Annotated in this window: 24 protein-coding genes; 11 read left to right on the top strand and 13 right to left on the bottom strand. The window is 67.8% G+C overall.

Annotation, left to right across the window (positions count from 1 at the left end; genetic code table 11):
- Positions 1-3: 3 nt before the first annotated feature.
- The 4 genes from AC1DFU_RS02540 (at position 4) to AC1DFU_RS02525 (ending at position 1,904) form a co-directional block, all read left to right on the top strand.
- Positions 4-1,086, top strand: a complete 1,083-nt coding sequence (locus tag AC1DFU_RS02540) for a tetratricopeptide repeat protein (protein WP_477159843.1) — start codon at positions 4-6, stop codon at positions 1,084-1,086.
- A gap of 138 nt (positions 1,087-1,224) precedes the next feature.
- On the top strand, positions 1,225-1,578 hold the full coding sequence (locus tag AC1DFU_RS02535; RefSeq protein ID WP_477159850.1) for a DUF6396 domain-containing protein: 354 nt from the start codon (positions 1,225-1,227) through the stop codon (positions 1,576-1,578).
- Positions 1,545-1,703, top strand: coding sequence for a DUF3309 family protein (locus tag AC1DFU_RS02530; RefSeq protein WP_082016542.1), 159 nt, complete (start codon positions 1,545-1,547; stop codon positions 1,701-1,703). The genes AC1DFU_RS02535 and AC1DFU_RS02530 overlap by 34 nt, the downstream gene beginning before the upstream one ends.
- 12 nt (positions 1,704-1,715) lie before the next feature.
- Positions 1,716-1,904 carry a DUF3008 family protein gene (locus AC1DFU_RS02525; RefSeq protein ID WP_092301347.1) on the top strand — a complete coding sequence of 63 codons (189 nt, stop codon included), beginning with the start codon at positions 1,716-1,718 and terminating at the stop codon, positions 1,902-1,904.
- An 87-nt stretch (positions 1,905-1,991) separates the two neighbouring features.
- Here the strand turns inward: AC1DFU_RS02525 and AC1DFU_RS02520 are convergent, their stop codons facing one another.
- From AC1DFU_RS02520 to AC1DFU_RS02510, 3 genes are read right to left on the bottom strand one after another with little or no spacing between them, the layout of a single operon-like run.
- Positions 1,992-2,612 (bottom strand): ParB-like protein, encoded by a 621-nt coding sequence (locus AC1DFU_RS02520; protein ID WP_092301350.1) that lies wholly within the window; start codon positions 2,610-2,612, stop codon positions 1,992-1,994.
- Positions 2,613-2,622: 10 nt separating this feature from the next.
- Positions 2,623-3,123 carry a hypothetical protein gene (locus AC1DFU_RS02515; protein WP_441592567.1) on the bottom strand — a complete coding sequence of 167 codons (501 nt, stop codon included), beginning with the start codon at positions 3,121-3,123 and terminating at the stop codon, positions 2,623-2,625.
- A 50-nt stretch (positions 3,124-3,173) separates the two neighbouring features.
- A complete protein-coding gene (locus tag AC1DFU_RS02510) occupies positions 3,174-4,031 on the bottom strand; it encodes an SDR family oxidoreductase (protein ID WP_092301356.1) in 858 nt (285 codons plus the stop codon).
- Between the two features lie 262 nt (positions 4,032-4,293).
- On the opposite strand from AC1DFU_RS02510, the gene AC1DFU_RS02505 reads away from it, so the two are divergent.
- Together AC1DFU_RS02505 and AC1DFU_RS02500 are read left to right on the top strand one after the other, a co-directional pair.
- A complete protein-coding gene (locus AC1DFU_RS02505; protein WP_255370986.1) occupies positions 4,294-4,908 on the top strand; it encodes a BON domain-containing protein in 615 nt (204 codons plus the stop codon).
- A gap of 10 nt (positions 4,909-4,918) precedes the next feature.
- On the top strand, positions 4,919-5,572 hold the full coding sequence (locus AC1DFU_RS02500) for a ParB-like protein (RefSeq protein ID WP_441592566.1): 654 nt from the start codon (positions 4,919-4,921) through the stop codon (positions 5,570-5,572).
- Here AC1DFU_RS02500 and AC1DFU_RS02495 read toward each other — a convergent pair whose 3' ends face one another.
- From AC1DFU_RS02495 to AC1DFU_RS02475, 5 genes are all read right to left on the bottom strand, one after another.
- Entirely contained in the window at positions 5,573-6,151 is a 579-nt protein-coding gene (locus AC1DFU_RS02495; protein WP_441592565.1) for a hypothetical protein, read from the bottom strand.
- Between the two features lie 88 nt (positions 6,152-6,239).
- A complete protein-coding gene (locus tag AC1DFU_RS02490; RefSeq protein ID WP_441592564.1) occupies positions 6,240-7,328 on the bottom strand; it encodes a DNA topoisomerase IB in 1,089 nt (362 codons plus the stop codon).
- A 138-nt stretch (positions 7,329-7,466) separates the two neighbouring features.
- Positions 7,467-8,435 carry an alpha/beta hydrolase family protein gene (locus AC1DFU_RS02485; RefSeq protein ID WP_092301371.1) on the bottom strand — a complete coding sequence of 323 codons (969 nt, stop codon included), beginning with the start codon at positions 8,433-8,435 and terminating at the stop codon, positions 7,467-7,469.
- The gene (locus tag AC1DFU_RS02480; protein ID WP_441592563.1) at positions 8,422-9,609 is read right to left on the bottom strand and encodes a DUF3182 family protein; all 1,188 of its coding nucleotides are present in this window, start codon (positions 9,607-9,609) and stop codon (positions 8,422-8,424) included. Before AC1DFU_RS02480 ends, AC1DFU_RS02485 begins: the two co-directional genes overlap by 14 nt.
- 76 nt (positions 9,610-9,685) lie before the next feature.
- Positions 9,686-10,186, bottom strand: a complete 501-nt coding sequence (locus AC1DFU_RS02475) for a low affinity iron permease family protein (protein ID WP_255370988.1) — start codon at positions 10,184-10,186, stop codon at positions 9,686-9,688.
- A 215-nt stretch (positions 10,187-10,401) separates the two neighbouring features.
- Between AC1DFU_RS02475 and AC1DFU_RS02470 the strand changes: the two genes are divergently transcribed.
- A complete protein-coding gene (locus AC1DFU_RS02470) occupies positions 10,402-10,752 on the top strand; it encodes a BON domain-containing protein (protein ID WP_092301376.1) in 351 nt (116 codons plus the stop codon).
- 64 nt (positions 10,753-10,816) lie between these two features.
- Here the strand turns inward: AC1DFU_RS02470 and AC1DFU_RS02465 are convergent, their stop codons facing one another.
- The 5 genes from AC1DFU_RS02465 to AC1DFU_RS02445 all read right to left on the bottom strand — a co-directional run bounded on the left by AC1DFU_RS02465 (position 10,817) and on the right by AC1DFU_RS02445 (position 15,009).
- Positions 10,817-11,296, bottom strand: a complete 480-nt coding sequence (locus tag AC1DFU_RS02465; RefSeq protein ID WP_092301379.1) for a PRC-barrel domain-containing protein — start codon at positions 11,294-11,296, stop codon at positions 10,817-10,819.
- A 58-nt stretch (positions 11,297-11,354) separates the two neighbouring features.
- Positions 11,355-11,981, bottom strand: coding sequence for a hypothetical protein (locus tag AC1DFU_RS02460; RefSeq protein ID WP_441592562.1), 627 nt, complete (start codon positions 11,979-11,981; stop codon positions 11,355-11,357).
- A gap of 99 nt (positions 11,982-12,080) precedes the next feature.
- Positions 12,081-12,485, bottom strand: a complete 405-nt coding sequence (locus tag AC1DFU_RS02455; protein WP_255370989.1) for a hypothetical protein — start codon at positions 12,483-12,485, stop codon at positions 12,081-12,083.
- Positions 12,486-12,662: 177 nt separating this feature from the next.
- Complete coding sequence (locus tag AC1DFU_RS02450) at positions 12,663-13,472, bottom strand: sensor histidine kinase (RefSeq protein WP_255370990.1); 810 nt, start codon at positions 13,470-13,472, stop codon at positions 12,663-12,665.
- Between the two features lie 133 nt (positions 13,473-13,605).
- Positions 13,606-15,009: a sigma-54-dependent transcriptional regulator gene (locus AC1DFU_RS02445; RefSeq protein ID WP_092301385.1), complete on the bottom strand. Its 1,404-nt coding sequence runs from the start codon at positions 15,007-15,009 to the stop codon at positions 13,606-13,608.
- Between the two features lie 408 nt (positions 15,010-15,417).
- Here AC1DFU_RS02445 and AC1DFU_RS02440 point away from each other — a divergent pair, with 408 nt between their 5' ends.
- The 4 genes from AC1DFU_RS02440 (at position 15,418) to glgB (ending at position 25,763) form a co-directional block, all read left to right on the top strand.
- A complete protein-coding gene (locus AC1DFU_RS02440; RefSeq protein WP_092301388.1) occupies positions 15,418-16,437 on the top strand; it encodes a sigma-54 interaction domain-containing protein in 1,020 nt (339 codons plus the stop codon).
- Between the two features lie 335 nt (positions 16,438-16,772).
- Entirely contained in the window at positions 16,773-20,126 is a 3,354-nt protein-coding gene (locus AC1DFU_RS02435) for an alpha-1,4-glucan--maltose-1-phosphate maltosyltransferase (protein ID WP_441592561.1), read from the top strand.
- Positions 20,123-23,518: a maltose alpha-D-glucosyltransferase gene (gene treS, locus AC1DFU_RS02430; protein ID WP_441592560.1), complete on the top strand. Its 3,396-nt coding sequence runs from the start codon at positions 20,123-20,125 to the stop codon at positions 23,516-23,518. The genes AC1DFU_RS02435 and treS overlap by 4 nt, the downstream gene beginning before the upstream one ends.
- On the top strand, positions 23,505-25,763 hold the full coding sequence (glgB, locus tag AC1DFU_RS02425; RefSeq protein ID WP_441592559.1) for a 1,4-alpha-glucan branching protein GlgB: 2,259 nt from the start codon (positions 23,505-23,507) through the stop codon (positions 25,761-25,763). Before treS ends, glgB begins: the two co-directional genes overlap by 14 nt.
- Positions 25,764-25,791 lie beyond the last annotated feature (28 nt).

The following is a 25,791-nucleotide window of genomic DNA, read 5'->3' as shown; positions in this document are numbered from 1 at the left end:
CGAATGCGAATACTCCTCAACTTAGTGTTGGCCACATTTGCCTTGACCGCATGTTCAAAGGAAAACCCGATGAGAACCGTTCCAGACCTTTCGCAGATCCGTGCCAACCTGGAGTTCTCTTGCGTGCATGAGGCCGCGCAGCTTCCGGCGTTGAATCCCGAGGCCGATACGCTGTTTCGATACGCAAGGTATCTGGAAAAGAAAAAAGGGCCGAAGGAATATGACGAGGTGGCGCGCTACTATCGGATCGCAGCTGCCCACGGTCACTACAAAGCCAATAACAACTTGCAGCAGTTGGTGTCACACGGATTGGCGTCTTCACCTCTCGCACAAAAGGAGAGTGTCGACCTGGCCGCGCAGTTGGTCGAAGCGGGCGTGCCGTCAGGGTACTACGACATCGGCTATTACTTGAACCTGGGCTACGGTCTCAAGCGGGACAAAGAAATGGCGCTGCGGTACTTTCGCAAAGCGGCCGACCTTGGTAATGCGAATGCTCAGACGTATGTGGCAGAGCTTCTCGCGCCGTTAGATAAAGCTCCAGATATCGCGCGGAAAATGCAGCGGTGCGCAGCCGAGCAGGGTCACGGTGAGGCGGCGGGAAGTCTGGGAATTCATCTGCAGAATAAGGGAGTCTACGCCGACGCAATTCAAACGTACCAGATGGGCGTTCGCGCGGGCAATGCGCTTTCAGCATCCTTTCTTGAGGAAGGATTTCGGGGGCCGCAGTGGCAGAAGGAACAGGAAGCCGCCGAACCACCGCCAAAGCCGTCGGATGAACTCATCCTCCGCCTGTGCAAGGCCAAGAACCTCGACCCCGCCACGGGCCTGGCCATTCCGCCCCCGCCCAAGGCGGCATTGGGCACGCAGGCGAACACCGGCACACCGTGCCCCGAATCCGGAACATGGCGCGCCACCCGGTTCAGCTTTCTACAGGACGCCACCGGGCATTTCCGTAAAGGCGAGACGATGCCCGCGCTCTACGTCCCCAACCGGCGCATCTTCGACTGGCTCGACGATTTTCTGGGCTTGCGCTATCAGGACGTGGCCGTCACCTGGAAACTGGTGGCCCACGACAAGGAAACCTGACCGACCGGCGCCCCTTGATGACCCAAAGCCGTATTGGCACAAACAACGGTAAAAGCATTTCAGAAGGGCCTAGCCGCCGGAAATTCGATAGCCGCCCTGGTGCTGGAGTACGGCTTCAAGCCGGTTCTCCCAGAGGATATGGACTATCAGTGGCAGAAGGAACAGGAAGCCGCCGAACCACCGCCAAAGCCGTCGGATGAACTCATCCTCCGCCTGTGCAAGGCCAAGAACCTCGACCCCGCCACGGGCCTGGCCATTCCGCCCCCGCCCAAGGCGGCATTGGGCACGCAGGCGAAACCACCCTATATAACCCAAAGTCGTCCAATTCCTACACCGATATCAGCCCTAGCCCGCCTTGGTTGTGCCGCCTGCTGTTCTACCCTGAATCTACAAGGCAACGCTGAGGCAAGGCTTGGGCTGCGCCTCCGGAACAACAATAGGGAAACAAGGAGCACGCCATGGGTATCGGCACCATTCTTCTCATTATTCTGATTCTGCTGCTCGTCGGCGCGCTTCCGGCGTGGCCGTATAGCACGGGCTGGGGTTATTGGCCCAGCGGCGGGCTGGGTCTTATCGTTCTCATCGTGGTCCTGCTGGTGGTATTGGGCCGAATATAAGGAGTGATTGTCATGCCAGCGAAATCGAAGGCACAGCAAATGGCCGCCGGTGCGGCGCTCTCCGCCAAGCGTGGAGACACCAAGGCTGGCGCGCTGAAAGGCGCGTCCAAGTCGATGTACAAGTCCATGAGCGAAAAGGAACTGGACAAGATGGCCAGCACCAAGCAAAAGGGCAAGCCGACGCACAAGGCCAAGAGCTGATCGCTGCCGCATCTCGCAGCTGCATCTCGCGGAACCTCGTGCCCCTGCCGGATCCTATCCGCAGGGGCACGAGGCATTTCAGGGGGGTTACTTCTTGCGCGGCACGCAGGGGCCAATCCATCCCGGGAGCCTGCGTGCCTTGCTGCTGCGCGCCAGCGGAATGGCGAGCGTCATCGCGCGGGCGAAGCCGGCGATGCTATGCATGTCTTCCTCCACATGGCGCCGGAAGAAGCCCGCCCAGCTGAAATCGCCGTAGGCATTGCCCGGTTTCTGGTAGGCGCCGGCGTTGCGCGTGAAGGCGGCCAGGCTGCGGTACGGGTCGTCGCGCATCCCCATCACCGTGGCGGGCAGCGCATCGACGTCCAGATGCTTGCCGTGCTCATCCACCGGATGCACATGCCCGAGCGCGCGCATCTTCTTCCAGAACGCGCTGGGCGACAGGTCGCTGAGATCGGCGTCGATGCAGACCGGTGCCGTGCGCCAGCCCAGTTCCAGCCACGCGCGCGCCCAATGGTGATGATCGGCGATATACAGCGCCCCACCCGGCCCGGCGATGGTCCGGATGCAGTGTTCGCGGAGGAACTTGCGCATCGCGGCCGGCTCGCGCGGCTGGGCGCTGACGTCCATCTTCTCGTGGACCTGATAGAAGCCCAGCGTCAGCTGCGTGGGGCGCAGGGTGTCCAGGTCCGCCGTGTCGGTCTTGGCCATGGCGGGCGCCTCAGCTATGGCTCGATACCTGCCGATCGACGTAATGCTCCAGTTCGCTGCCCGGATCTTCGTTGCCCGTGCTATCCACGGCGACGGCCTCCTCGGCCACCGGCCCGGCGTGCGCGGGCCGGGCCTCGCCATTGGACTGTCCGGACTGGCCGGACTGGCCGGACTGCCGGGAGGCGGCCGGCGCGGGCCAGCACTCGCCTTCCTGCGTGTCCACCAGCTTGGGCTGTCGCTTCGGATCGAAGTCGGCCCACTGGCCGCCTTCCCAGGTGCCGCTCGCCCGCTCGATGTCGCAGGCGCCGCCTTCGCGCAGCACATCGGCCACTTCCTCGCGGCGGTCGCCCTTGGCGCGGGTGGCCAGCAGCACGCCCGGCGGGCGGGCGCCGCCCGGGTTGACGGACATGATCGACACATCCCAGACCGAGAACCCGCGCGCGTACAGCTTCTGGGCGATCTCCTCGGCGTCCGGGATGGACGCGAACCGGCCGGCTACGATGGATGACATGATGGGCTCCCTTGCGATACGTCGCGATTTATCGATCGATGCGGGCGCGGTCAGCCGTTGACCACTTCCCCGCCATTGATATGCAGAATCTGGCCGGTGATGTAGCTCGCGGCGTCAGACGCCAGGAACACATAGCCGGCCGCCACCTCGAAAGGCTGGCCGGGCCGCCCCATTGGCGTCTTCTTGCCGAACTTGGCCACTTCTTCCTCAGTGAACGTGGACGGAATCAGCGGCGTCCAGATCGGCCCCGGCGCCACGCCGTTGACGCGGATGCCACGCTTGACGATCTGTAGCGCCAGCGAGCGCGTGAACGACACGATGGCCCCCTTCGTCGCCGAATAATCGAGCAGATGGCCGCTACCGCGATAGGCCGTCACCGAGGTCGTATTCAGGATCGACGCGCCCTTCTGCAGGTGCGGCAGCGCGGCGCGCGTGACGTGGAACATGGCGAAGACATTGGTGCGGAAGGTGGCTTCGAGCTGGCTCGTGTCGATGTCTTCGAGCGAATCCTGCGGATGCTGCTCGGCGGCGTTGTTGACCAGGATGTCGAGCCGGCCGAACTGCTTGATGGTCTGGGCCACCACGGCGTCGGCATGGCTGACCTCGGCCAGATCCCCGGCGATGACCAGCGCCCGGCGGCCAGCCTGCTCGATCAGGCTGGCGGTTTCCTTCGCGTCGCCGTGCTCGTCCAGATAGGCGATGGCCACGTCGGCGCCCTCGCGCGCGTAGGCCACGGCGATGGCGCGGCCGATGCCACTGTCGCCGCCGGTCACCAGCGCCACTTTGCCTTCCAGGCGCCCGCTGCCCACGTAGTCGTCGGCGCCGCTATCCGGGCGCGGTTCCATCTCGCTTTCCAGGCCCGGCTGATGTTCCTGGTGCTGGGGCGGTACCTGCTTGGGTGTAGCCATGGCAATACCTGTGAGAAGGGGATCGGAATTGGATATAGGCAAGGTCTGCGCAAATTCCATGCCGCGCGCCGTGGCCCGCCCGCAAGGGAAGATTAGGCGGCTGGCGCCCTCGCCGCGCGTAACGGTTACAACGTGTGGCAAGGATTGCACCCGGCGCCGCGCGCGGCTCGCATCGCGCACATCGCGCGGGTATGGCCCCGACCAGCCTCCGCGCGGCATGGAACTTGCGGCTTGGCGAACACCGAACCGCAAGGAGCGCGACATGTTCAATTTCCGAGGAGACCGCGGTGCCAGCCGCACGGGCCGCGCCAAGCCCGAGCCGGCCAGCCCGACGCATGAGGACTGGGGACAGGAATGGGGCGAAGACTGGCGCGGCGATACGACCTACGGCGGCGCTGGCTACTACGGCGACAGCCGCAGCGGCGGACAGTCGTTCAACAGTGCACAACGCGTGTATCCGGGCGATCCCGGCTATCGCGAACATCCCACGCGGCCGCAAACGCTCTCCGGCACCGGTGTCGGCAGCCGCCGCCCGGTGGGGCCAAAGAACTACGAACGGCCCGACGAGCGGGTGCTGGGCGATGTGTGCGACCGCCTCGCCCACCATCCCGACGTGGACGTCTCCGATGTGACCGTCGATGTCGACAAGGGGCTGGTCAAGCTCGGCGGCACGGTCGGAGACCGGCGCCAGAAATACATCGTCGAGGAGATCGCCGATGCCGTGTACGGCGTGAAGGACGTGGAAAACCAGATCCGCGTGCGCCGGCCGGGCGAGGGAGCCGACTCCGCCCAACGCGACAGCATCGGTAGCTGGGCATCCGGCTCGGAAACCGGCGAAGCCACCACCTCCCCCGAACGCACGCTGAACAAGAGCTGAGGCCACCCCCATGGCAAAACTGCTGCGCGCAGGCGCAAAGCTGATGGTGCCGATGGATCATCTGCGGCCCACGCAGATCACCATCGGCGGCTACCACGTCGCGCAGAAGATTCATGTCACGCGGCGCCTGTCGCACGCCGATCTGCCCGGCTTTCTCGACAAACACCGCGTTCACGTGGTGCTCGGCCCGGAGCACACGCTCTACGTGGTGGATCACCACCACTGGGTGCGTGCCTGGCATGAGATGGGCATGGAGATGGTGCCGGCGCACGTGCGGGAAGACCTGAGCCACCTGTCCCAGCGCAAGTTCTGGGCGTACATGGTCGAGAACCACATGGTCCACCCGTACGACGAGCAGGGCCGGCGCCAGCCCATCAAGGCGCTGCCGCCGGACATCCATGCCATGCGGGACGATCCGTATCGGAGCCTGGAGGCGTTCGTGCAGCTGGCCGGCGGCTATCGCAAGGTCAAGGCCGCCTATCCGGATTTCCGCTGGGCCGACTTCTTCCGCAAGCACATCGAAGGGCCGTTCGACACCCATCACGGCTTCGCCACCGCGCTGGCGCGCGCGGTGCAACTGGCGCTGAGCACCAAGGCGCGCGGGCTGCCCGGCTATATCGGGCCATGCCGCAAGCGCGCTGCGTCGAAGAAGAAAAAGACCTAGTCAGGCGCCGCGATCGAGCGGCGCATCAGGACGCGGCGTCTTGGCGGGCTGCGGGGCATCGCGGCGATCGTGGCCATCGCCCCGGCGTGCCATGTCGCGCGCCTGCGTCAGCACGCAGCACAGCAGGTAGTAGGCCCGCTTGAACTCGTTGGCCGCTTCGCGCGGGCAGCCGTTACCGGCCTGCCGGAAGCCCGCGTCGAGCCGGGCCTCGATGCCGCTTTCCCATTCCGCTTCCGTGAACAGATGGCGTGCACGGTTGCGCCAGAGCGCCATCGTCGACATCTGCCGACTAGCCAGCGTGGAGGGCTCCCAGCGCCCCTCGCCATTGCCGAGGTCCAGGCGCATCTCGCACAACGCCTGCATCAGCACGCGCGCCTGCCGGAGATCCCGCCCGCGTAGCGGCCGGACCGTGCCACCGCGCCCCTTGCAGGGAACCGTGGCCAGCCGTGGCATCGGCACTTCTTGATGGTTGTGGTTGTTGAGGGCTGCAACGATGGACTCCGTTTGCGGGAAGTCCTGATGCACCGTTTCCTGCTGGCTGCCGTCGATACTCAGGCAACTGAAGACTGCGTTTTCCACCTTGGCCTCTTGCTAGACTCGCTACGCTGTTGTTATTCATTGGTAGGCGTAGCGATGCAATTGCCGTGCCGGACAACGCGGGCTCACCTCATGCTGCTTTGCGAGGCGTCGCCACCGGCGCACAAGTGCTCTCCAGCAGCGCCAGCAGGCGCGCTTCGTCGGCACGCAGGCGCACGCCGGCACGCGGGGCCGGCAAGGCTTGCAAGGTGTCATCCATGAAGGCCGCGAGCACATCCGGGTGTACGTAGCATTTTCGACAGACGGCCATGGTGTTGCGCAGCCGCTGCGCCACTTCGCGGATGACCTCGGTCACGGCCTTCTTGCGCGCGGTCTCGCTGTCGGCCGTGGTCTTGCGCAGCAGCGCCAGCGCGTGGACGCTGCCGGCCCAGGTGCGGAAGTCCTTGGCCGTGAAATCGCCGCCAGTCACCTCCTGCAGATAAGCGTTGACATCGACCGAGCCGATCTCGCGGATCTCGCCCTCCGGGTCCCTGTACTTGAACAGCCGCTGCCCCGGCAGCTCCGTGCAGTTGCGGACGATGCGGGCCAGGCGGGCATCGTTGACGGACACGTCGTGGGTCACGCCGCTCTTGCCGGTGAACTGGAAGCGCAGGCGGCTTCCGCGCACGGCCACATGGCGCCGGTGCAGCGTAGTCAGCCCATAGGTGCGATTCTGGCGCGCGTAACGCGGGGTGCCGACGCGCACGAGGGTGGCATCCAGCAACGTCACCACGGCGGCAAGGATCTTCTCGCGCGGCATGCCGTTGCGCGCCAGATCACGGGCCAGCCGCCCGCGCAGGCGCGGCAGCGCATGCCCGAAGGCCATCAGGCGGGTGTACTTGTCGGTGTCGCGCAGCGCGGCCCAGTCCGGGTGATAGAGGTATTGCTTCCGGCCCCGCGCATCGCGGCCCGTGGCCTGGAGATGGCCGGTGGGGTCGGCGCAGATCCAGACCGACTCGTAGGCTGGCGGAATCGCCAGCGCCTGGATGCGCGCGAGCGTGGCCTTGTCCTCGATGCGCTTGCCCTTGGCATCGGCATAGTAGAAGCCCGTGCCCGCGCGGCGCCGGGCGATGCCGGCTTCGCCGTCGTCGGCGTGCCGCAGCCCCACGGCACGCAACGCGGCGTCGGCGGCTTGCTCGGCGGTCGCTGCGGGCGAAGGGGTGACGGACGCGGGGCTCATGTGGCTCCGCCAACGCACAAACAATGCCAGCCAGTGGCGACCGCACTTTATGCGGGTTTTGCAAGAATTTCCGGTGCGACTGGCAGAAACAACACGGCCTGCAATCGCTACAAAGCGACTCGCACGCGCTGCCCCGCGCTACTTGCGTGCCTTCGGCGCCGACGCCGCGATCACCTGCGGGTCGTTCTCGTCGTCGGCATCGCCAGCCGCCACGGCGGTCTCGTTGTCGTCCTCATCGGGCGCCAGGCCGGCATCGGCACGCGGCGGGGGCGGCTTTTGGCGCGACACCGTGTATTCGGGGGATTCGGTTGCCGTTGCCTTCTTCACGGTGGACGGTGTGCTTGGCCGGGGCGGCACCACCGCCGGGCCGGTACGCGCCTCGGTCACCATCTCGCGCAGCCATCCCACCAGCAACTTGCCATAGGCGCGCTGGCAGTCCTCTGTCGACAGACCGTGGTCGGCGCCCTTCAGTACCCGGTACGTGATCGACCAGGCCTCGCAGCAGGCGTCCACGTAGCTGAGCACCGCCGCGTGGGGCACGATGCTGTCATGCTGCGATTCCACGACCAGCACATCGCCCTTGAAATTGGTACAGGCGCGCAGGGCCCGGTTGGTATCGGGGGCTACCACCTTGCGCCGGTACGCCACGAGATCCTGGTCGTGGTGGAGCTGCCGTTTGGGCGACTCCCATCCGCTATCCATGTAGAGCGCCGGCGCGCGCAGGGCCAGCCAGCGCACCGGGCGCAGCTCGCACAGCACGGCGGCCAGGTAGCCGCCGTAACTGCTGCCCACCACGGCGATGGCGTTGCGGTCCACCTCGGGGTGCCGCACCAGCACGTCATAGGCAGCCAGGACATCGGCCAGGTTGCGCATGCGGCTGACGGTTTCGTATTGCGCGGCGGTACCGGCATGACCGGTCAGGTCGAAGGTCATGCAGACGCAGCCCAGGCCGGCCACCTCGCGCGCACGCGCCAGGTACTGCTGCTGGCTGCCGCCCCAGCCGTGCACGAACAGCACGCCGGGGAGCTTGGTGGCCGGCGTGATCAGCGTGCCGGCGATGGTACCGCCATCGGTATGGACCTGTAACGATTCCTCATGTGTGGCCATCAGAACTGGACTCCAGAATTGCGTACTTCGTCAACGGGCCGACGTTGCGGTCTTCTCCCTGGTAATAGACGTCCGCGCCGGGCGGCACGGGTACGTCGCTGCCATAGATCTCGCGCGTGCTGGCGGTGGCCCGCACGCATTGGGGATCGGCCTGGAAGGCCGCCAGCGCGGCCAGTTCGGCCCCGGTGGCGCCGCCCACGCGCCATGACTGTTCGAGCACGCCGAGCCGCTGCCGGCCGTTGTCGGTGCCCATCGCCACATCGTAGTTGCAGCGGGACACCATCGTGCCCGGAAAACACTCCACCGCCGCGGCGTGATAGGCCAGCGCGGCCTGCACGGCCTCGCGCAGGTGCGCCTCGATCGGATGCGCGCACAGGTCCTCCAGCGAGCCGCGCACCACGCGCAGCGTGGACCCGCCGTAGACCAGCTTGCCGGCGTGATTGCGGGTGAGGCCCTGGGTGCCGCAGTAGCTCGCGCGCAGGTTGCCCACCTCCAGCTGACCGACGCTGAACGTCGTCACGTCCTCGAGGTTGCGTTCGAGCACCAAGCCTTCGCACTCGATCCGCCGGGCGTCCAGCGCTTCCAGCGCGGCGTCCAGTTCGGCCGCGTTCGCCACCACCTGCTGGCCGAGTCCGCCGATGCCGCACGGCTCCTTCACACGGACCTTGCCCTCGCCCAGCATGGCCTGCCCGGCGCGCCGGGCATCCTCCACCGAGAACGCGGTGTAGCCGGGCAGGACGCAGGGCTCGATGCGCGCGCCGAAGTCATGGCTCCAGCCCTCCGGCGCCCTTGCATCGGGAGAAATCAGCCCGTGGGAGATCGCCTTGGTGCCGACGAAATCGTGCGGCACCACGCCGCCGAGCAGGTCATGCAGGCTGTCGATGCCGAGCTGGCGGGCGCTGTCGATGCCAGTCAGTGTGTCGGCCGGCACGAAGTAGAGACGGTCCGCCGCAGCGCCGTGGGTCACGGCGTCGTAGCTGCCCGCGTAGCGGAAACCCGCGAGGGCCGCCACGCGCTCGGCGATGTTCCGCAGCGTGACGCCCGGATGACTCGCCGGGTCGTCGCAATCGGCGCGCCCGTAGACAACCACGCGCACCTCGCGTGGCTGGGCCAGCGGCGCCGGCTCGTTGGATGCCGTCGTAACTGCGGGATTCGGAGTTGCCGGGGTGGCCAAAATGGTCTCCTCAGGGAACAGACGTGCCCGGAACGCACCGGGCATGCGCCGCCAAGCCGAGCCAGATCCATGCCAGCTAGGTGGCGGGCTCGGCATCGGCCGGGGCGGCATCCGCTTGACGCCGCGCGTGGCGCGCGCGCCGTTTCGCGGCATGGTTCTCGTTGGCATCGTCCAGGGAGTGGCTGCACTTCACCCCGCCCTCCTTGTCCGCCAGTTCCGCCAGATGGCGATAGAACAGCACAAGCTGGCGCAACTCGTCCTCGTCGAGTTCCTCGATCGAGATCAGATGGTTGCTCGCCGGCTTGCTCGATGCCAGCAGCTCATTCAGCTTCAGGTGCACGGCCATCGAGTCCTTGTTCTGACTCTGCTGGATCAGGAACACCATCAGGAAGGTGACGATGGTGGTGCCGGTGTTGATGATCAGCTGCCACGTCTCCGAGTAACCGAAGATCGGGCCGGTCATGGCCCAGACCACCACCACCAGCACGGCCAGCACGAAGGCTGCCGGGGAACCCGCGTGGCGCGTGGCAGCGCCGGCGAAGTGATCGAACAGATGCATCATCCGGCGCTGTTTCATGAAAGGCTCCTGCGGAACGCACGACTGTCTACATTGTAGAGAGCGGACCGCCGCCTGATCAGCCGGCGGTGTCCTACAAGGCTGTCGGCGCGTTGTGACGCGTCGTTTTTACAAGACGGCGCCGCCTTGGGCGGCGCCTGCGCTGTGGCGCCGCAGGCATGCCGATTGCGTCGCACGGTCATGCAGGACTCTTGTTACCAGCGAAAGGAAGCGCCATGCAGACGGAAACCCAGGACACCGCCCGGACCAGTCCAGACGAAGACGACGAATTGCTGCGCGAACGCGTGGGCACATGCATCGCCGAAGCGTGCGGCGGTGACATGCCCGATGGCGTGGCCGTGCACGTGGTGGACCGGCGCGTCACGCTGACGGGCCGCGTGGAGGACATCGACCTGTCGCAACGGCTGGAAAAGGCCGCCGCCACGCCGCCGGGGATTCTCGGTGTGTCGAACCAGCTCACCACGCGGGTGCCGCCGCCCCCGGAGCCGGCCGGCCAGCCGCAGGCCAGTGGCATGCGCGCGGACCCGTCAAGCAAACCCTCGGGGCAGGTGAACCACAAGGTCTGAACCCTTCCCTCCCTCACACGAAAAAACCGGCGCCCCAGGGCGCCGGTTTTCATCGGTACGGGCCTCAAGCCCACGGATCGTAGCGATCCTTCTCCCAGTACGGTGAAATGCCGTAGTACTCGTGGATCGTGGTAGCCCACTGCGAGTTCGCCATGGTCGGCCAGTGCTCCTTGTCGAAGCCCGGCGCGGCCTTGATGCGCTCGCGCTCCACACCCAGCACGAAACACTTGCGCCGCGTGTCCAGCGTCAGCGCAGACCACGGCAGCGCGTGCAGCTTCTCGCCGATGCCGAGGAAGCCGCCCATCGCCAGCACCGCATAGGCGATGCGGCCGCCGAGCACGTCGAGCATGATGTGGTCGATGGTGCCGATCTCCTCGCCCGAAGGGTCCACTACCTTGTTGCCTTCGAGGGTGTCGGACGCCATCACGAACGGTCCCGGCCCGGCGCTGTGCTGTTCCGCCCCGCCGATGATGGCCGCGCCCTTCGTTCCGGGGCCGCCGGGCGGGATGCCGGGCGGCTCTGGCGTGTTGTCGATGCGTTGCATGGCTGCTCCTTTTTGTGAAAGGGTGAAAGGCATGGTGATGGAAAAAACCGCGCGGCGCTTACTGCCGCTGCCGCGCGCGCGCTGAATCTTCCCCGGTCAACTGTCCTGCCGGCACGGGCGGTGCCAGCGGATCGAAATCTTCCCAGCGGCCATCGCGCCACTGGCCTTCGGCGCGCTCGACGTCTTCCGCGCCGCCCTGCCGCAACTCGTTGGCCACCAGCGCGGTGTTGTCGGGCGACACATGCGCGGCCAGCAGCACGCCGGCATGCCGCATGCGGACCTCGCCGGTGCGCGGATCGCGCTGGCCGTTGCGGGTCATCGACAACGCGCCCATCAACGACCCGCCATAGGCGCCCACGCCCGTGGCGATCGCCAGGATCAACACGAACACCCACGGCTCCGGCGGCGTGGCGAACCACGCGCGCACGGCGGCGGCCAGGCAGATCCCCACGGCCGCACCCAGCGCCGCGCCAATCATCAGGCCCCGCCCGGCGCCCTTGCCGGTCTGCCGGGCGGCCGGATCCACCGCCTGGTCGCCCCCGATCGGGAACGTGGCGTGCTGGCCGGCCGGGTTCACATAGAACAGGCTGAGATCCTGCTCGCTCAGCCCCTTGGCCCGCAAACGGGCCGCGGCGGTCTCTGCGTGGTCAAACGTATCGAATCGTCCTGCGATGATCGTAGACATAGGGATGCTCCGTTCAAAGCGTTGATGCGGTACAGGCGTGCCGGGGCGCACGAAGAATCACAAGCGGCCATCCAAAGGGAGGGCCGCCTGGCGTCCGAATCACTTCTTGCCCGACTTGGCCGTGCTCTTGTCCTTGTGGGCGGATTTGCCAGACTTGCCCGCCTTATCGGCCGCCTTGTCGCTGGCTCCCTTCCTTTCGGCAGCGGCCTTGCCGCTGGCGGCCTGATGCTCGCTGCCCTTCTTCAGGGTCCAATCCACATCGTCGCGCTTGGTGGTGGTCTTCTTCTCGGCATGCATTGCCGCGCTCGGAGAAATCGGGTCGCTGGCCGGGAAGGTCATGTCGAGCGAGTCGTCCACGGCGGCCTGATAGGTCTTCTTTTTCGGCTTGTCCTTCTCGTGCTTGCCATCCGCCTTCTCGGCGCCAGTGATTGCAGGCGCGGCGGGATGATTGGCAGAGGTCGGGAAGGGGCTTTGCGATCCCTTGGAAGCGTGGGCTTTGTGCATGGCATCTCTCCTGTTGGGTATCGAGTTCGGGTCCCCTCATGGCGGGGCTCCACGGATAACCATGCAAACGGTGGGCCAGCGGCCCATGGGCCATCCACGCCGCTTTGACGGGCGGCGGACGGTGCAGATTGTGCTGGATGCGGTAAAAAATGCCGGAAGGCGGGGCGGGCGCGGAGATCAGGCGGCCGGTTGGCGGGGGATGCGCACGGCGATGCAGACGCTGACATTGTCGGCGTCGCAGTTGTCATTCTCGGCGGTCAGCTGGGCGCCCTGCAGTTCCACCATGCGCCGCGTGAGCAGCAGCGCGGTGCTCTGCCGGGGCGAGTGGGCGCCGGCCTCGGCCACGCTGCGCCCGAAGAAGTCGGTCAGCACGGCCAGCCGGGAGGCCCCGCGCGAGCGGTCCAGCGGCGGGCTTTCGGAGATGCGGAATTTCACGTACTCGGCCTCGGCCACCAGGTGCACGCGCACCGATCCGCCGGTCGGCGCGCGCCAGATGCAATGGATCAGCAGATGGCGCAGCAGCGGCGCCAGCCGCAGCGCATCGCCCTGCACGCAGAAGTCCTGTCCGCCGGGGCTCTGGCATTCGATCGAGCCCAGCGTCACGCCGCGCGCTTCGGCCGCCGCCCGCTTGTCGCCCATGGCTTCCTCGGCGGCGTCGCGCAGGTCGGTGGTTTCCCACTCCGGCTTGCGCTCGTCGGCCAGCAGGCGCACGGCCTCCTCCATTTCCTCGATCAGTGCCAGCTGTTGCTGCATGCCGGAGCGGATGCCGTCGAGCGCGCGCTGCGCCGGGGGGGCGGGGGTATCGATCGAACGGTCCAGCACGTAGCCCCAGCTCTGGATCGCGTTGAGTGACGAGCGCAGGTCATGGGACGCCTGCTCGATCAGCGCGGCCACCTCGCCAATGCTGCGCACGGCCGGGAACGCGAGGTCCCCGGCGGCGGCGCCGTCGTGCGCGGGTTTTGGGGTGGGGCTGGGTGCGTCGGCCATGGCCATTTTCAGGTCTGCTCAGTCAGCGTGTGAATCGAAAGGAAGCCGCCAATCACGGTCCTCATGCAAGAACCATGCGCCGACAAGTCCGGCGCCGTGGATTCCCTGTCACGCAGCCTGCACTCGCCCGCCCTCACGAGGCGGCGGGCGGGCTGGAGTCGCCATTGCGCGACGCGCGCAGCCATTCGGGCAGCTCGCCCTTGGCCGCATAGTCTTCCAGCCGGTTGTATAAAGTCTTCAAACTGATGCCCAGAATCTCCGCCGCGTGCTTCTTCACGCCCGAGCACTGCTCCAGCGTGGCGAAGATCAGTTGGCGGTCCGCCTCGGCCAGGGACATGCCCACCGGCACCGAGACAACGGCCGTACCCGTCGAGGGCGCCGCCGCCACTTGGAGCGGAATCTGTACCTCGGTAATCACATCCTGGTCGGCCATGATGTAGGCGCGCTGCACGAAGTTGCGCAGCTCGCGCACGTTGCCAGGCCAGGCGTGCATGCGCAGGCTCTCCAGCACGCTGGCGGCAAAGCGCCGTTGCGTGCCCTGCTCGCCGTTCAGCTGTTCCAACATGGTGTTGGCGATCTGCACCACGTCGTCGCCGCGCGCGCGCAGCGGCGGCAGTTCGATCGGGAACACGTTCAGCCGGTGGTACAGGTCGGCGCGCAGCTTGCCCTCCGCCACGGCTTCCTCGGGGTTGCGGTTGGTGGCGGCCAGCACGCGCACATCGGCATGCTGTTCGCGGTTGGTGCCCACGCGCATGAAGGTGCCGGTCTCGAGCACGCGCAGCAGCTTGACCTGCAGCTCCAGCGGCATCTCGGTGATTTCGTCGAGGAACAGCGTGCCGCCGTCGGCGCGTTCGAAATAGCCCTTGTGCTGGCGGTCGGCGCCGGTGAAGCTGCCGCGCTCGTGGCCGAACATCTCGGTTTCGATCAGCGTGGGCGAGATCGCCCCGCAGTTCACGGCCAGGAAGGGCTGGCGCCGGCGCGGGGATAGTTCGTGCACGGTCTGCGCGGCCAGCTCCTTGCCGGTGCCGCTCTCGCCAATCAGCAGCACGGTGGCCTCGGTCGGGCCGACCTTGCTGAGCTGGTCATAGACCGCCTGCATGGCTTCGGAACTGCCCAGCAGCCGGCCGAAGCGGCCATAGCGGCGCAACTCGCCGCGCAGCGAATGGATCTCCGCTTTCAGCTCGCCGGTGGTGGCAATACGCTTGAGGACGGTCTGGAGCCGCGTGACGTTGATCGGCTTGACGAGGTAGTCGGTGGCGCCCAGGCGCAGCGCCTCCACGGCGCTCTCCACGCTGGCGTAGCCGGTGGTCAGGATGACTTCCACGCCGGACGAGCCGACTTCCTCGAACAGCTCCATGCCGCTGCCATCGGGCAGGCGCAGGTCGGCCAGCACCGCGTCGGGCATGCGCCAGCCTATCTGGAGGCGCGCCTCGCGCAGGTTGCCGGCGGTGGCGGAGGAAAACCCCTCGATCGCGACAATTTCTGCCAGCGCCGCGCAGGCGTTTTCGTCGTCGTCTACGATCAGGATGTGTGGCATAGGCTGCGCTGGCGTCCGTTGGCGCGGGATTCCTGTCGGAAATCGGTCCGGAGTCTGATTCTCATGAGCCCGTTGGCCTTTCGGTTCGGTGGATGCAGGGTGCTGCGGCGCTTCAGATACTACTGAGATTACGCGGCGGCAAACCGCCTGGCAAAAGTCTCGCCGTGCAACGGGCGGCACAGGGGCAACACAGGCGGCAAGATACGCTGAAGTCTAGCTACAGGCGCTTGGCCGATATGCCAGTGTCCGTCTGACACAGGTGTCGGACCTTTCCGCGACGGCGGCATGGGATGTAGCCACCCGCAGCGCGACCGGATAGCATTAAAACATCATTGACCAATCCGACGCCGTCGGCACCCTTCCCCCACTTTCCTGGGATGGCGGGCGCAGGCGGCCACACTGCCACCCGTGTCCACCACCGCGACGCTTCCATCCGCACGTTCCTCGGCGCCCCCGCCGCGCGCGCCGGGCCGCCGTGCCGCGCCCGGGCAGGTCTCCCTGCTCTGGGAGAGTACCGCGCCAGCCATGCAGCGGCTGATCGCCCAGCTCAACCGGGTGGCGGGGACGGACGTGACGATGCTGGCGGTGGGCGAGAGCGGCAGCGGCAAGGAAGTGGTGGCGCGCGCCGTGCACGAGCGCAGCAGCCGCGCCGGCGGCCCGTTCGTGGCGGTCAACTGCGGCGCCATCGCCCCCACGCTGATTGAATCCGAGCTGTTCGGCCACGAGAAAGGCGGCTTCACGGGCGCGCTGGAGCAGAAGGCCGGCTACTTCGAGCAGGCCCAGGGCGGCACGCTGTTCCTGGACGAAGTCACCGAAATGCCGGTGGAGATGCAGATCAAGCTGCTGCGCGTGCTGGAAAGCCGTAACTTCCACCGCGTGGGCGGCGACACCCTGCTGGTGAGCGACGTCCGCATCCTGGCCGCCACCAACCGCGACCCCATGGAGGCCGTCCGGGACGGCCAGTTGCGCGAAGACCTGCTGTACCGGCTGGCCGTCTTCCCGCTCCATATTCCGCCGCTGCGCGAACGCACCGAGGACATCGTCCCGCTGGCGCGCCATTTCCTGGCCGAATTCAACGCCATGGAGCAGACCGAGAAAGCATTTTCGGCCAGCACGCTCGAACGGCTAGTGCGCTATGACTGGCCCGGCAATGTGCGCGAACTGAAGAATTCCGTATATCGCGCCTATATTCTGGCCGATAAACTCGTGGAAATCGGCAATCCCAATCTCGCCAGCCAGCCGATGCGGCCGACGACCGTCGATGGCGTGGTCAGCGTACGGGTGGGGACGACACTGGCCGATACCCAGCGGGAGATTATCCTGGCCACGCTGTCGCGCTTCGACGGCGACAAGCGGCAGGCCGCCAAGGCGCTTGGCATCAGCCTGAAGACGCTCTACAACCGGCTGGATGTCTATCGCGCCGGATAATGGCGCGCCGCCTCCGCTGAAAATCGTCCCCGCCCCTTGGCGGGGATTTTTTTGCCGATTTATTCCGCACCGGCGTGCCGATTATCGCCCCCATTTATCGATAGCCTTCCGCCTCGTCGGATTTCACGAAAGCCGTATTCCTTACTTTACATCCGCCGGGCACCGTGTATTTCTTACATATGCGACCCGGACGCGCGGCCGGACCGCATCGGCCCCTGCCCTTGCTGCACCGCAGTTCCCGGCCCGCGCGCTCCCGGACCCCGCCGCGTTGGCACAGCCTTCGCGTGCCCGGTCAGAATCGGCGCGCAGCGGCGCCACGGCCAAGGACCTGTGACGTGCGAATCTGCCAACTGAACCTGACCGATTCCCGAGCGGTGGACCCGGAAGCGCTCGCGCGCACCGCCACACTCGGTTTCGACCATGTATTGCTGGCCGGCTGGGCCATTCCCCATATCCGCCCCAACATCCTGGCAGCGACCTTTGCGGCGTGCCGGTCACATGGGCTGCTTCCCCTGCTCGATCTCGCCCTCGACCGCTTTCCGGCCGAGGCGGCAGGCATGCACGATGGCTGGGTCGACCATGCCCGCCCCGGCGGCAGCCCGGATGCCACGGACAGCCACCTGCCCGGCGTGCGGCTGCGCTGGTACGACGAGGGGCTCGCCCCCGCGCTGGTGGCCTGGTGGAGCGCCCAGATCCGCGAAGCGATCGATGCCGGCGCCGCCGGCTTCTGTTGCCGCGCCCCGTCGCGCGTGCCGGGCCGGCACTGGGCGGAGATCATCGAGACCGCCGGGCGGAGCAGTACTGACAGTACTGAGAACGGCGGCGAAGATCCCGTGTTCCTGGCCTTCACCCCCGGTACCAACCCGCAACAACTGGCCGACCTTGCCACCGCGCCGTTCGACGGCGCGTTCTGCTCGCTCCCGTGGTGGGACTACCGCAGCGCGTGGCTGACCGAGGAGATGGCGCGCCTGCGCGACTTCGGCCGCGTGCTGGCCGCGCCCTCGCTGGCGCCCGACGGCACCGACGTGCTGGCCGCCCGCCGCGCGCTGTGGACCGCCGCCGCCATCGGCGACGGGCTGATGGTGCCGGCCGGCTTCGAGACCGGCGCCCATGGCAGCGCGCCCCTTGATACCGCCCCCGAGGCGCAGTCCGATGGCCATCCCGATGACATCGTCGATGCCCCCTACGACCTCACCCACGAGCTGATCCAGTGCAACGCCTGGCTGGCCGCGCGTGACCCGGCGCCGGCCGTCGCGGTCCGGCAGGTGAGCGGCCCGGACGCGCCGCTCACCGTGCTGGCCCGCCTGCCGCGCCACCTCGCCAATGGTTCGAACGGCGCCACCGGCCCCGCTGCGCTGATCGTGGTGCTGAACCCCTGCCCGATCGAGCCCGCCTCGTTCGGCGCGGACCGCGTGCTGAGCGCGCTGCCGCAGGCCGCCGCCACGTTGCAATCGGCCGATGGCGGCCCCGGCGGCACGCTGGACGCCGCCCACCAGCTCGATCCCAGCGCGACGATCACGCTGGCACCGGCCGATATCCGCCTGTATGAAGCGCTGCCGGTCAGCGCGCAGCCCCGCGCGCGCCGCAATGGCAGCGGCAATGGCAATGGCAATCACCGCAAAGCCATCGACCGCGATCTGGCCACCGCCATGCAGGCGCCGCGCGTGGCCATCGAGAACCTGGCGCCCTCCGCCGACCACGGCCGCTTCGCCGTGCGCCGCACGGTGGGCGAGCGCGTGGAGGTCACCGCCGATATCTGGATGGACGGCCACGACAAGCTCGCCGCCGCCGTGCTGTGGCGCGCGCCGGGCGAGCAGGTCTGGCGTGCCTCGCCGATGACCCCCGTCATCAACGACCGCTGGCGCGGCAGCTTCCCGATCGTGGCGCTGGGCCGCCACGAGTTCACGGTGGAAGCATGGCGCGATACCTTCGCGAGCTGGCTCGACGAGATCGGCAAGAAACGCAAGGCCGGCGTGGACGTGACGCTGGAGATCGAGGAAGGCGCCCGGCTGGTGGCCGCCACGCTGGACACCCCCGAGGGCAGCGCCATCCCCGATGCCGGCGCCCTGCTGGCCGAACTGAAGGCCGCCGCCGGGGACGACGCCCTGCGGCTCGAAATCCTGCTCTCCCCGCGCACCGAAACCGCCATGCACGCCGCCATGGACACCCCCGCCGGGCGCCCGTTCGTCAGCCGCTACCCCACGGCGATGCCGGTAGAGGCAGACCGCCTCGCCGCCCGCTTCGCGAGCTGGTACGAGTTGTTCCCGCGCTCGGAAAGCGGCGATGAAAATCGCCACGGCAACTTCGACGATGTGATCCGCCGGCTGCCGGCCATCCGTGCGATGGGCTTCGACGTGCTCTACTTTCCGCCGATCCACCCCATCGGCCAGGCGCACCGCAAGGGCCGCAACAACAGCCTCAAGGCCGAGCCGGGCGATGTGGGCAGCCCGTACGCCATCGGCAGTACCGAAGGCGGCCACGATGCCCTCCACCCGCAGCTCGGCACGTTCGAGGACTTCCAGCGCCTGCGCCGCGCCGCCGCCGACCACGGCCTGGAACTCGCGCTCGACTTCGCCATCCAGTGCTCGCCGGACCACCCGTGGCTGCGCGAGCACCCCGAGTGGTTCTCGCACCGTCCGGACGGCTCGCTGCGCTACGCCGAGAATCCGCCCAAGAAGTACGAGGACATCGTCAACGTCGATTTCTACGCGGCCCCGCCCGGCGGCGAGCATCTCTGGCAGGCGCTGCGCGACGTGGTGATGTTCTGGGCCGACCAGGGCGTGCGCATCTTCCGGGTGGATAACCCGCACACCAAGCCGCTGCCGTTCTGGGAGTGGATGATTGCCGACGTGCGCGCCAAGCACCCGGACACGCTGTTCCTGGCCGAAGCCTTCACGCGGCCCAAGATGATGGCGCGGCTGGCCAAGCTCGGGTTCTCGCAGTCGTACACCTACTTCACCTGGCGCAACACCAAGGCCGAGCTGACCGAGTACATGACCGAGCTGACGCAGAGCCCGCTGCGCGAGTTCTACCGTCCGCACTTCTTCGTCAATACGCCGGACATCAACCCGTTCTACCTGCACGACGGCGGACGCCCGGCGTTCCTGATCCGCGCGGCGCTGGCGGCGCTGCTCTCCGGGCTCTGGGGCATGTACAACGGCTTCGAGGTCTGCGAGGGCGCGCCGCTGGTGCTGAACGGCGTGGAACGCGAGGAATACCTCGACTCCGAGAAATACCAGATCCGCGTGCGCGACTGGAACCAGCCCGGCAACATCGTGGCCGAGATCTCGCGGCTGAACCAGATCCGCGCCAGCCATCCGGCCCTGCAGGATCATCTGGGCGTGCGCTTCTACCACGCCAGCGACGACGCGGTGCTGTACTTCGCCCGCTACGTCCCGGCCGAGCCCGGGGGCCCTGCAGGAGGAACCAGCAGCGGCCCCACCTTCGGCAGCGACGTGCTGCTGGCCGCCATCAGCCTGGACCCGCGCGCGCCGCGCGAATCCACGATCGAACTGCCGCTGTGGGAGTGGGGCCTGCCCGACCACGGCGCCCTGCAGGCCGAAGAGCTGATGTCCGGTCGCCGCTTCACCTGGACCGGCAAGGCCCAGCGCATCCGCCTCAATCCGCATGAACTGCCGTTCGCCCTCTGGCACGTCCGGCCCCAACAACAAACCGGAGATACGGCATGAAGCGCGCATCCGACCGCGTCAGCGCCGCCCTGCTCAACGCCGACCCGCTCTGGTACAAGGACGCGGTCATCTATCAACTGCACATCAAGTCGTTCTATGACGCCAATGGCGATGGCGTCGGCGACTTCGCGGGCCTGCTGGCCAAGCTCGACTATCTGGTCAACCTCGGCGTGGACACCATCTGGCTGCTGCCGTTCTACCCCTCGCCGCGCCGTGACGATGGCTACGACATTGCCGACTACCGCAGCGTGCACCCCGACTACGGCACGCTGACCGAGGCCCGCCGTTTCGTGGCGGCAGCCCACGCGCGCGGGCTGCGCGTGATCACCGAACTGGTGATCAACCACACGTCCGACCAGCACCCGTGGTTCCAGCGCGCGCGCAAGGCCAAGCCCGGCTCGGCCGCCCGCAACTACTACGTGTGGTCCGATAACGACCAGTCCTACGCCGGCACGCGCATCATCTTCTGCGACACCGAGAAGTCGAACTGGAGCTGGGACGCCGAGGCCGGCGCCTACTTCTGGCACCGCTTCTACTCGCACCAGCCGGACCTGAACTTCGACAACCCGCAGGTGCTCAACGAGGTGCTGAGCGTGATGCGGTTCTGGCTCGACATCGGCATCGACGGCCTGCGGCTGGACGCCGTGCCCTATCTGGTGGAGCGCGAAGGCACGACCAACGAGAACCTGCCCGAGACGCACGAGGTCATCCGCAAGATCCGCAGCCACCTGGACGAGCGCTACGCCGGCCGCCTGCTGCTGGCCGAGGCCAATATGTGGCCGGAAGACGCCCAGCAGTACTTTGGCGGCGCCAGCGGCGGCGGCACGGCCGACACCACCGGCGCGGCCAGCCCGGACGGCGGCGTGGTCGGCGACGAATGCCACATGGCCTTCCACTTCCCGCTGATGCCGCGCATGTACATGGCCATCGCCCGGGAAGACCGCTTCCCGATCACCGACATCATGCGGCAGACCCCTGAGGTGCCGCCGAACTGCCAGTGGGCGATCTTCCTGCGCAACCACGACGAACTGACGCTGGAGATGGTCACCAGCAGCGAGCGGGACTACCTGTGGGAGGTCTACGCCTCCGACCGCCGCGCGCGCATCAACCTCGGCATCCGCCGCCGGCTGGCGCCGCTGATGGAGCGCGACCGCCGCCGCATCGAGCTGATGAACAGCCTGCTGTTCTCGATGCCCGGCACGCCGGTGATCTACTACGGCGACGAGATCGGCATGGGCGACAACATCCACCTCGGCGACCGCGATGGCGTGCGCACGCCGATGCAGTGGTCGCCGGACCGCAATGGCGGCTTCTCCCACGCCGACCCCGAGCGGCTGGTGCTGCCGCCGCTGCAGGGGCCGCTGTACGGCTACGAGGCCGTCAACGTCGAAGCCCAGAACCGCGACCCGCACTCGCTGCTGAACTGGATGCGCCGCATGCTGGCCCTGCGCCGGCAGCATCACGCCTTCGGGCGCGGCACGCTGCGCTTCCTGTTCCCCGGCAACCGCAAGGTGCTGGCCTATCTGCGCGAGTTCGATGGCGAGCACATCCTGTGCGTGGCCAACCTGTCCCGCGCGCCGCAGGCCGTGGAGCTGGACCTCTCGCAGTTCCAGGGCCGCGTGCCGGTGGAGATGCTTGGCGCCACGCCCTTCCCGGCCATCGGCCAGCTGACCTACCTGCTCACGCTGCCGCCGTATGGTTTCTACTGGTTTGTGTTGAGCGAGGACGCCCAGCCGCCTTCCTGGCACGTGGACGCCCCCGAGCAAATGGCCGATCAAATCACCCTGGTACTCCAGAACAACGCCGGACGCTCGGAACTGACCGAGTCCGCCCGCCGCGCGCTGACCACCGAAGTCCTGCCGATCTACCTCGCCCGCCGGCGCTGGTTCGCCTCCAAGGCGGACCGCATCGAGCGCGTGACCGTGACCTACGCATGGCCGATCGCCCGCGTCGGCAATAACGAGGAGGTCTTCCATTGCGAGGTCGAGGTGGCCCTGCCGGGCCGCACCGAGTGCTACCAGCTACCGGTGGCGCTGCTGTGGGACCGCGAGAACACCGAAGGCATGCCGCAACTGATGCACGGCCTGTCCATGGCGCGCGTGCGCCGGGGCAGCCGCGTGGGCGTGGCCACCGATGGCTTCGTGGTGGAGGCCTACGCCCGCGCCGTGGTCAAGGCCATGCGCGACGGCACCGAGGCACCGACCACGCACGGCGTGATCCGCTTCCTGCCCGAGCCAGGGCTGGCCGGGGTGACGCTGGAAGACCAGCCCGTGCAGTGGATGTCCGCCGAACAGTCCAACAGCTCGCTCGCTTACGGCAACAACGGCGTGCTCAAGCTGGTGCGCCGGGTGGCGGGCGGCATCCATCCGGAAGCCGAGATGACGCGCTACCTGACCAGCCAAGGCTACGCACACTCCGCGCCGCTGCTGGGCGAGGTGGTGCGCACCGGCGCCGATGGCACGCCGCACACGCTGATGCTGCTGCAGGGCTACATCCTCAATCAGGGCGATGGCTGGGACTGGACGCTCGACTACCTGAGCCGCCTGATCGACGACGCCATGCCGTCCGAAGACGCCGACGGCGAGTTCGTCGAAGCCATGGCCGGCTATTCGACCATGGTCGGCACGCTGGGCCGCCGTCTGGCCGAGTTGCACGCGGTGCTGGCCCGGCCCAGCGACGAGGCCGCCTTCTCGCCCGAACCCGCCACCGAGGCGCAGGCCGGCGAATGGGCCGAGGAAGCGCTGAAGTCCCTCAACGAGGCGCTCGATCTGCTTGAAGCCCGCCGCCAGAACGCCACCGGCGCCTTCGCCACCGATATCGAGACGCTGGTCGCCGCGCGCGGCAAGCTGCCCAAGCTGGTGGCACGCCTGGCGCAGGCCGCCCCGGGCAGCCTCCAGACCCGCATCCACGGCGATTTCCACTTCGGGCAGGTGCTGATCGCCCAGAGCGACACCTATATCGTCGATTTCGAAGGCGAACCGCGCCAGCCGCTGGCCTTCCGCCGGCGCAAGACCTCGCCGCTGCGCGATGTGGCGGGGCTGCTGCGCTCGCTCGACTATGCGGCGGCCACGGTCGGCACGGACCGGCAGGAGCGCACCCACGCCACGCTGCCGCCCGCGCTGGCGGAGCGCCGCGCCGCGCTGCTGGAGCGCTTCCGCAGCGCCGCCAGCCAGGCCTTCCTGAACTGCTACCAGCAGTCGATGCAGGCCGCGCCGCAGCAATGGGCCGAGCCGGGACAGATGGCGCAATTGCTCGACCTGTTCCTGCTTGAGCGCGCCGCCTATGAAGTGGGCTATGAGGCCGCCAACCGCGTGGCATGGATCGACCTGCCCACGAGCGGGCTGGCCCGGCTCGTCCGCAAGCTGCTGGGAGCCAACGATGGCACGAACTAATAGCGCCACGATGGAACGCACCCCAACGCTGCCCGATGCCGTGATCGACGCGCTGCTGCAGGGCCGGCTGGCCGACCCGTTCGGCGTGCTCGGCCCCCACCGGGACGACCACGGCGTGGTGGTGCGCGCCATCGCGCCGGGCGCCGAATCGGTCTCGCTGGCCGACCGGGCGGGCAAACCTATCGCGCCGATGACCGCGCTGCACCCCGGCGGCGTGTTCGCCGGCCGCCTGCCCGGCACGGAGGCGCCACAACCGGGCGACTACCGCCTGCTGATCCGCTGGCCGGACGGCAACGAGCAATGCAGCGCCGACCCCTACGCCTTCGGCCTGCTGCTGGGCGATCTGGATCTGCACCTGCTCAACGAAGGCCGCCACCTCGAACTCGGCCAGTGCCTCGGCGCGCAATGCCTGACCGTCGATGGCGAAGCCGGCGTGCGCTTCGCGGTGTGGGCGCCCAACGCCCAGCGCGTATCGGTCATCGCCGACTTCAACGGCTGGAACCCGGTGCGCCACCCCATGCGCCTGCGCCACGGCGCCGGCATCTGGGAAGTGTTCATCCCGGAGGCGCTCGGCGCCCACGGCGGCAGCCGCTACAAGTACGACATCATCGGCGCGCAGGGCCACGCCCTGCCGGACAAGGCCGACCCGGTGGCGCTGGCCACCGAGCCGCCGCCCGCCACGGCGTCCGTGGTGGCCTGCCGCGGCCACGGCGCCCCGCCATTCCAGTGGAACGACCAGGCGTGGATGGAGAAGCGCGCCAGCGCCGATCCGTATGCCACGCCGATGTCCGTCTACGAACTCCACGCGATGTCCTGGCAGCGCGCCGCCAACGACACCGCGCACGGCTGGGAAATCCTGGCCGACCGGCTGGTGCCCTATATCCGCGACCTTGGCTTCACGCATATCGAGCTGCTGCCGATCACCGAACACCCGTTCGGCGGCTCCTGGGGCTACCAGCCGCTGTCGCTGTTCGCGCCCACCTCGCGACTCGGCCCGCCGGACCAGTTCGCCGCCTTCGTCGATCGCTGCCATCAGGCCGACATCGGCGTGATCCTCGACTGGGTGCCCGCGCACTTCCCCACCGACCCGCACGGGCTGGCCGAGTTCGACGGCACGGCGCTCTATGAGCACCAGGACCCGCGCGAGGGCTTCCATCAGGACTGGAACACGCTGATCTACAACCTCGGCCGCAACGAGGTGCGCGGCTTCCTGCTGGCGGGGGCGGTGCACTGGCTCGAACAGTTCCATGCCGATGCGCTGCGCGTGGACGCCGTGGCGTCCATGCTCTACCGCGACTACAGCCGCGAGCCGGGCCAGTGGGTGCCCAACCGCTTCGGCGGGCGCGAGAACCTGGAGGCCGTGGCCTTCCTGCGCGACCTGAACACCATCGTCCACGAGCGCTGCCCCGGCGCGCTGACCATCGCCGAGGAATCCACGGCGTGGCCCGGCGTGACGGCCAGCGTGGCGTCCGGCGGGCTCGGCTTCGACTTCAAGTGGAATATGGGCTGGATGCACGACTCGCTGCGCTACCTGAGCCAGAACCCGATCCACCGCCCCTGGCATCACAACGAGCTGACCTTCGGGCTGGTCTACGCATGGTCGGAAGCCTTCGTGCTGCCGCTTTCGCACGATGAAGTGGTACACGGCAAGGGGTCGATGATCGGCAAGGCGCCCGGGGACGACTGGCAGCGCTTTGCCAACCTGCGCGCCTACTACGGCTTCATGTGGACGCATCCCGGCAAGAAGCTGCTGTTCATGGGCGGCGAATTCGCCCAATGGCGCGAGTGGAACCACGACGAGGAACTCGACTGGCCGCTGCTGGACCAGCCGCTACACCGTGGCGTGCACTCGCTGGTGCGCGACCTGAACCGGCTGTACCGCGAGCTGCCGGCCCTCCACGCCATGGATCACCGGCCCGAAGGCTTCCAGTGGATTGTCGGCGACGATCACCAGAACAGCGTCTTCGCCTACCTGCGCCGCGCCGCGCCAGACAGCCAGGAGGTGGCGCTGGTGGTCGTCAACATGACCCCGGTGCCGCGCGAGGGCTACCGCCTCGGCGTGCCGTTCGCGGGCGACTGGGAGGAATGCCTGAATACCGATGCCGGCTACTACGGCGGCAGCAACCTCGGTAATGGCGGCCGGGTGGAGGCGTCCCACGCGGCGTCCCACGGCCAGCCGGCCTCGGTCACGCTGACCCTGCCGCCGCTGGCTACGCTGGTCCTGCGCTACCGCCCGCCCCGTTGACACCCCGCTGACACCCTCTGAAAGCTGT

It is taken from the genome of Cupriavidus sp. 10L45, assembly GCF_056395225.1.
The sequence above is the reverse complement of the archived record's forward strand: the minus strand, read 5'-3'. Positions and strand labels throughout refer to the sequence as shown.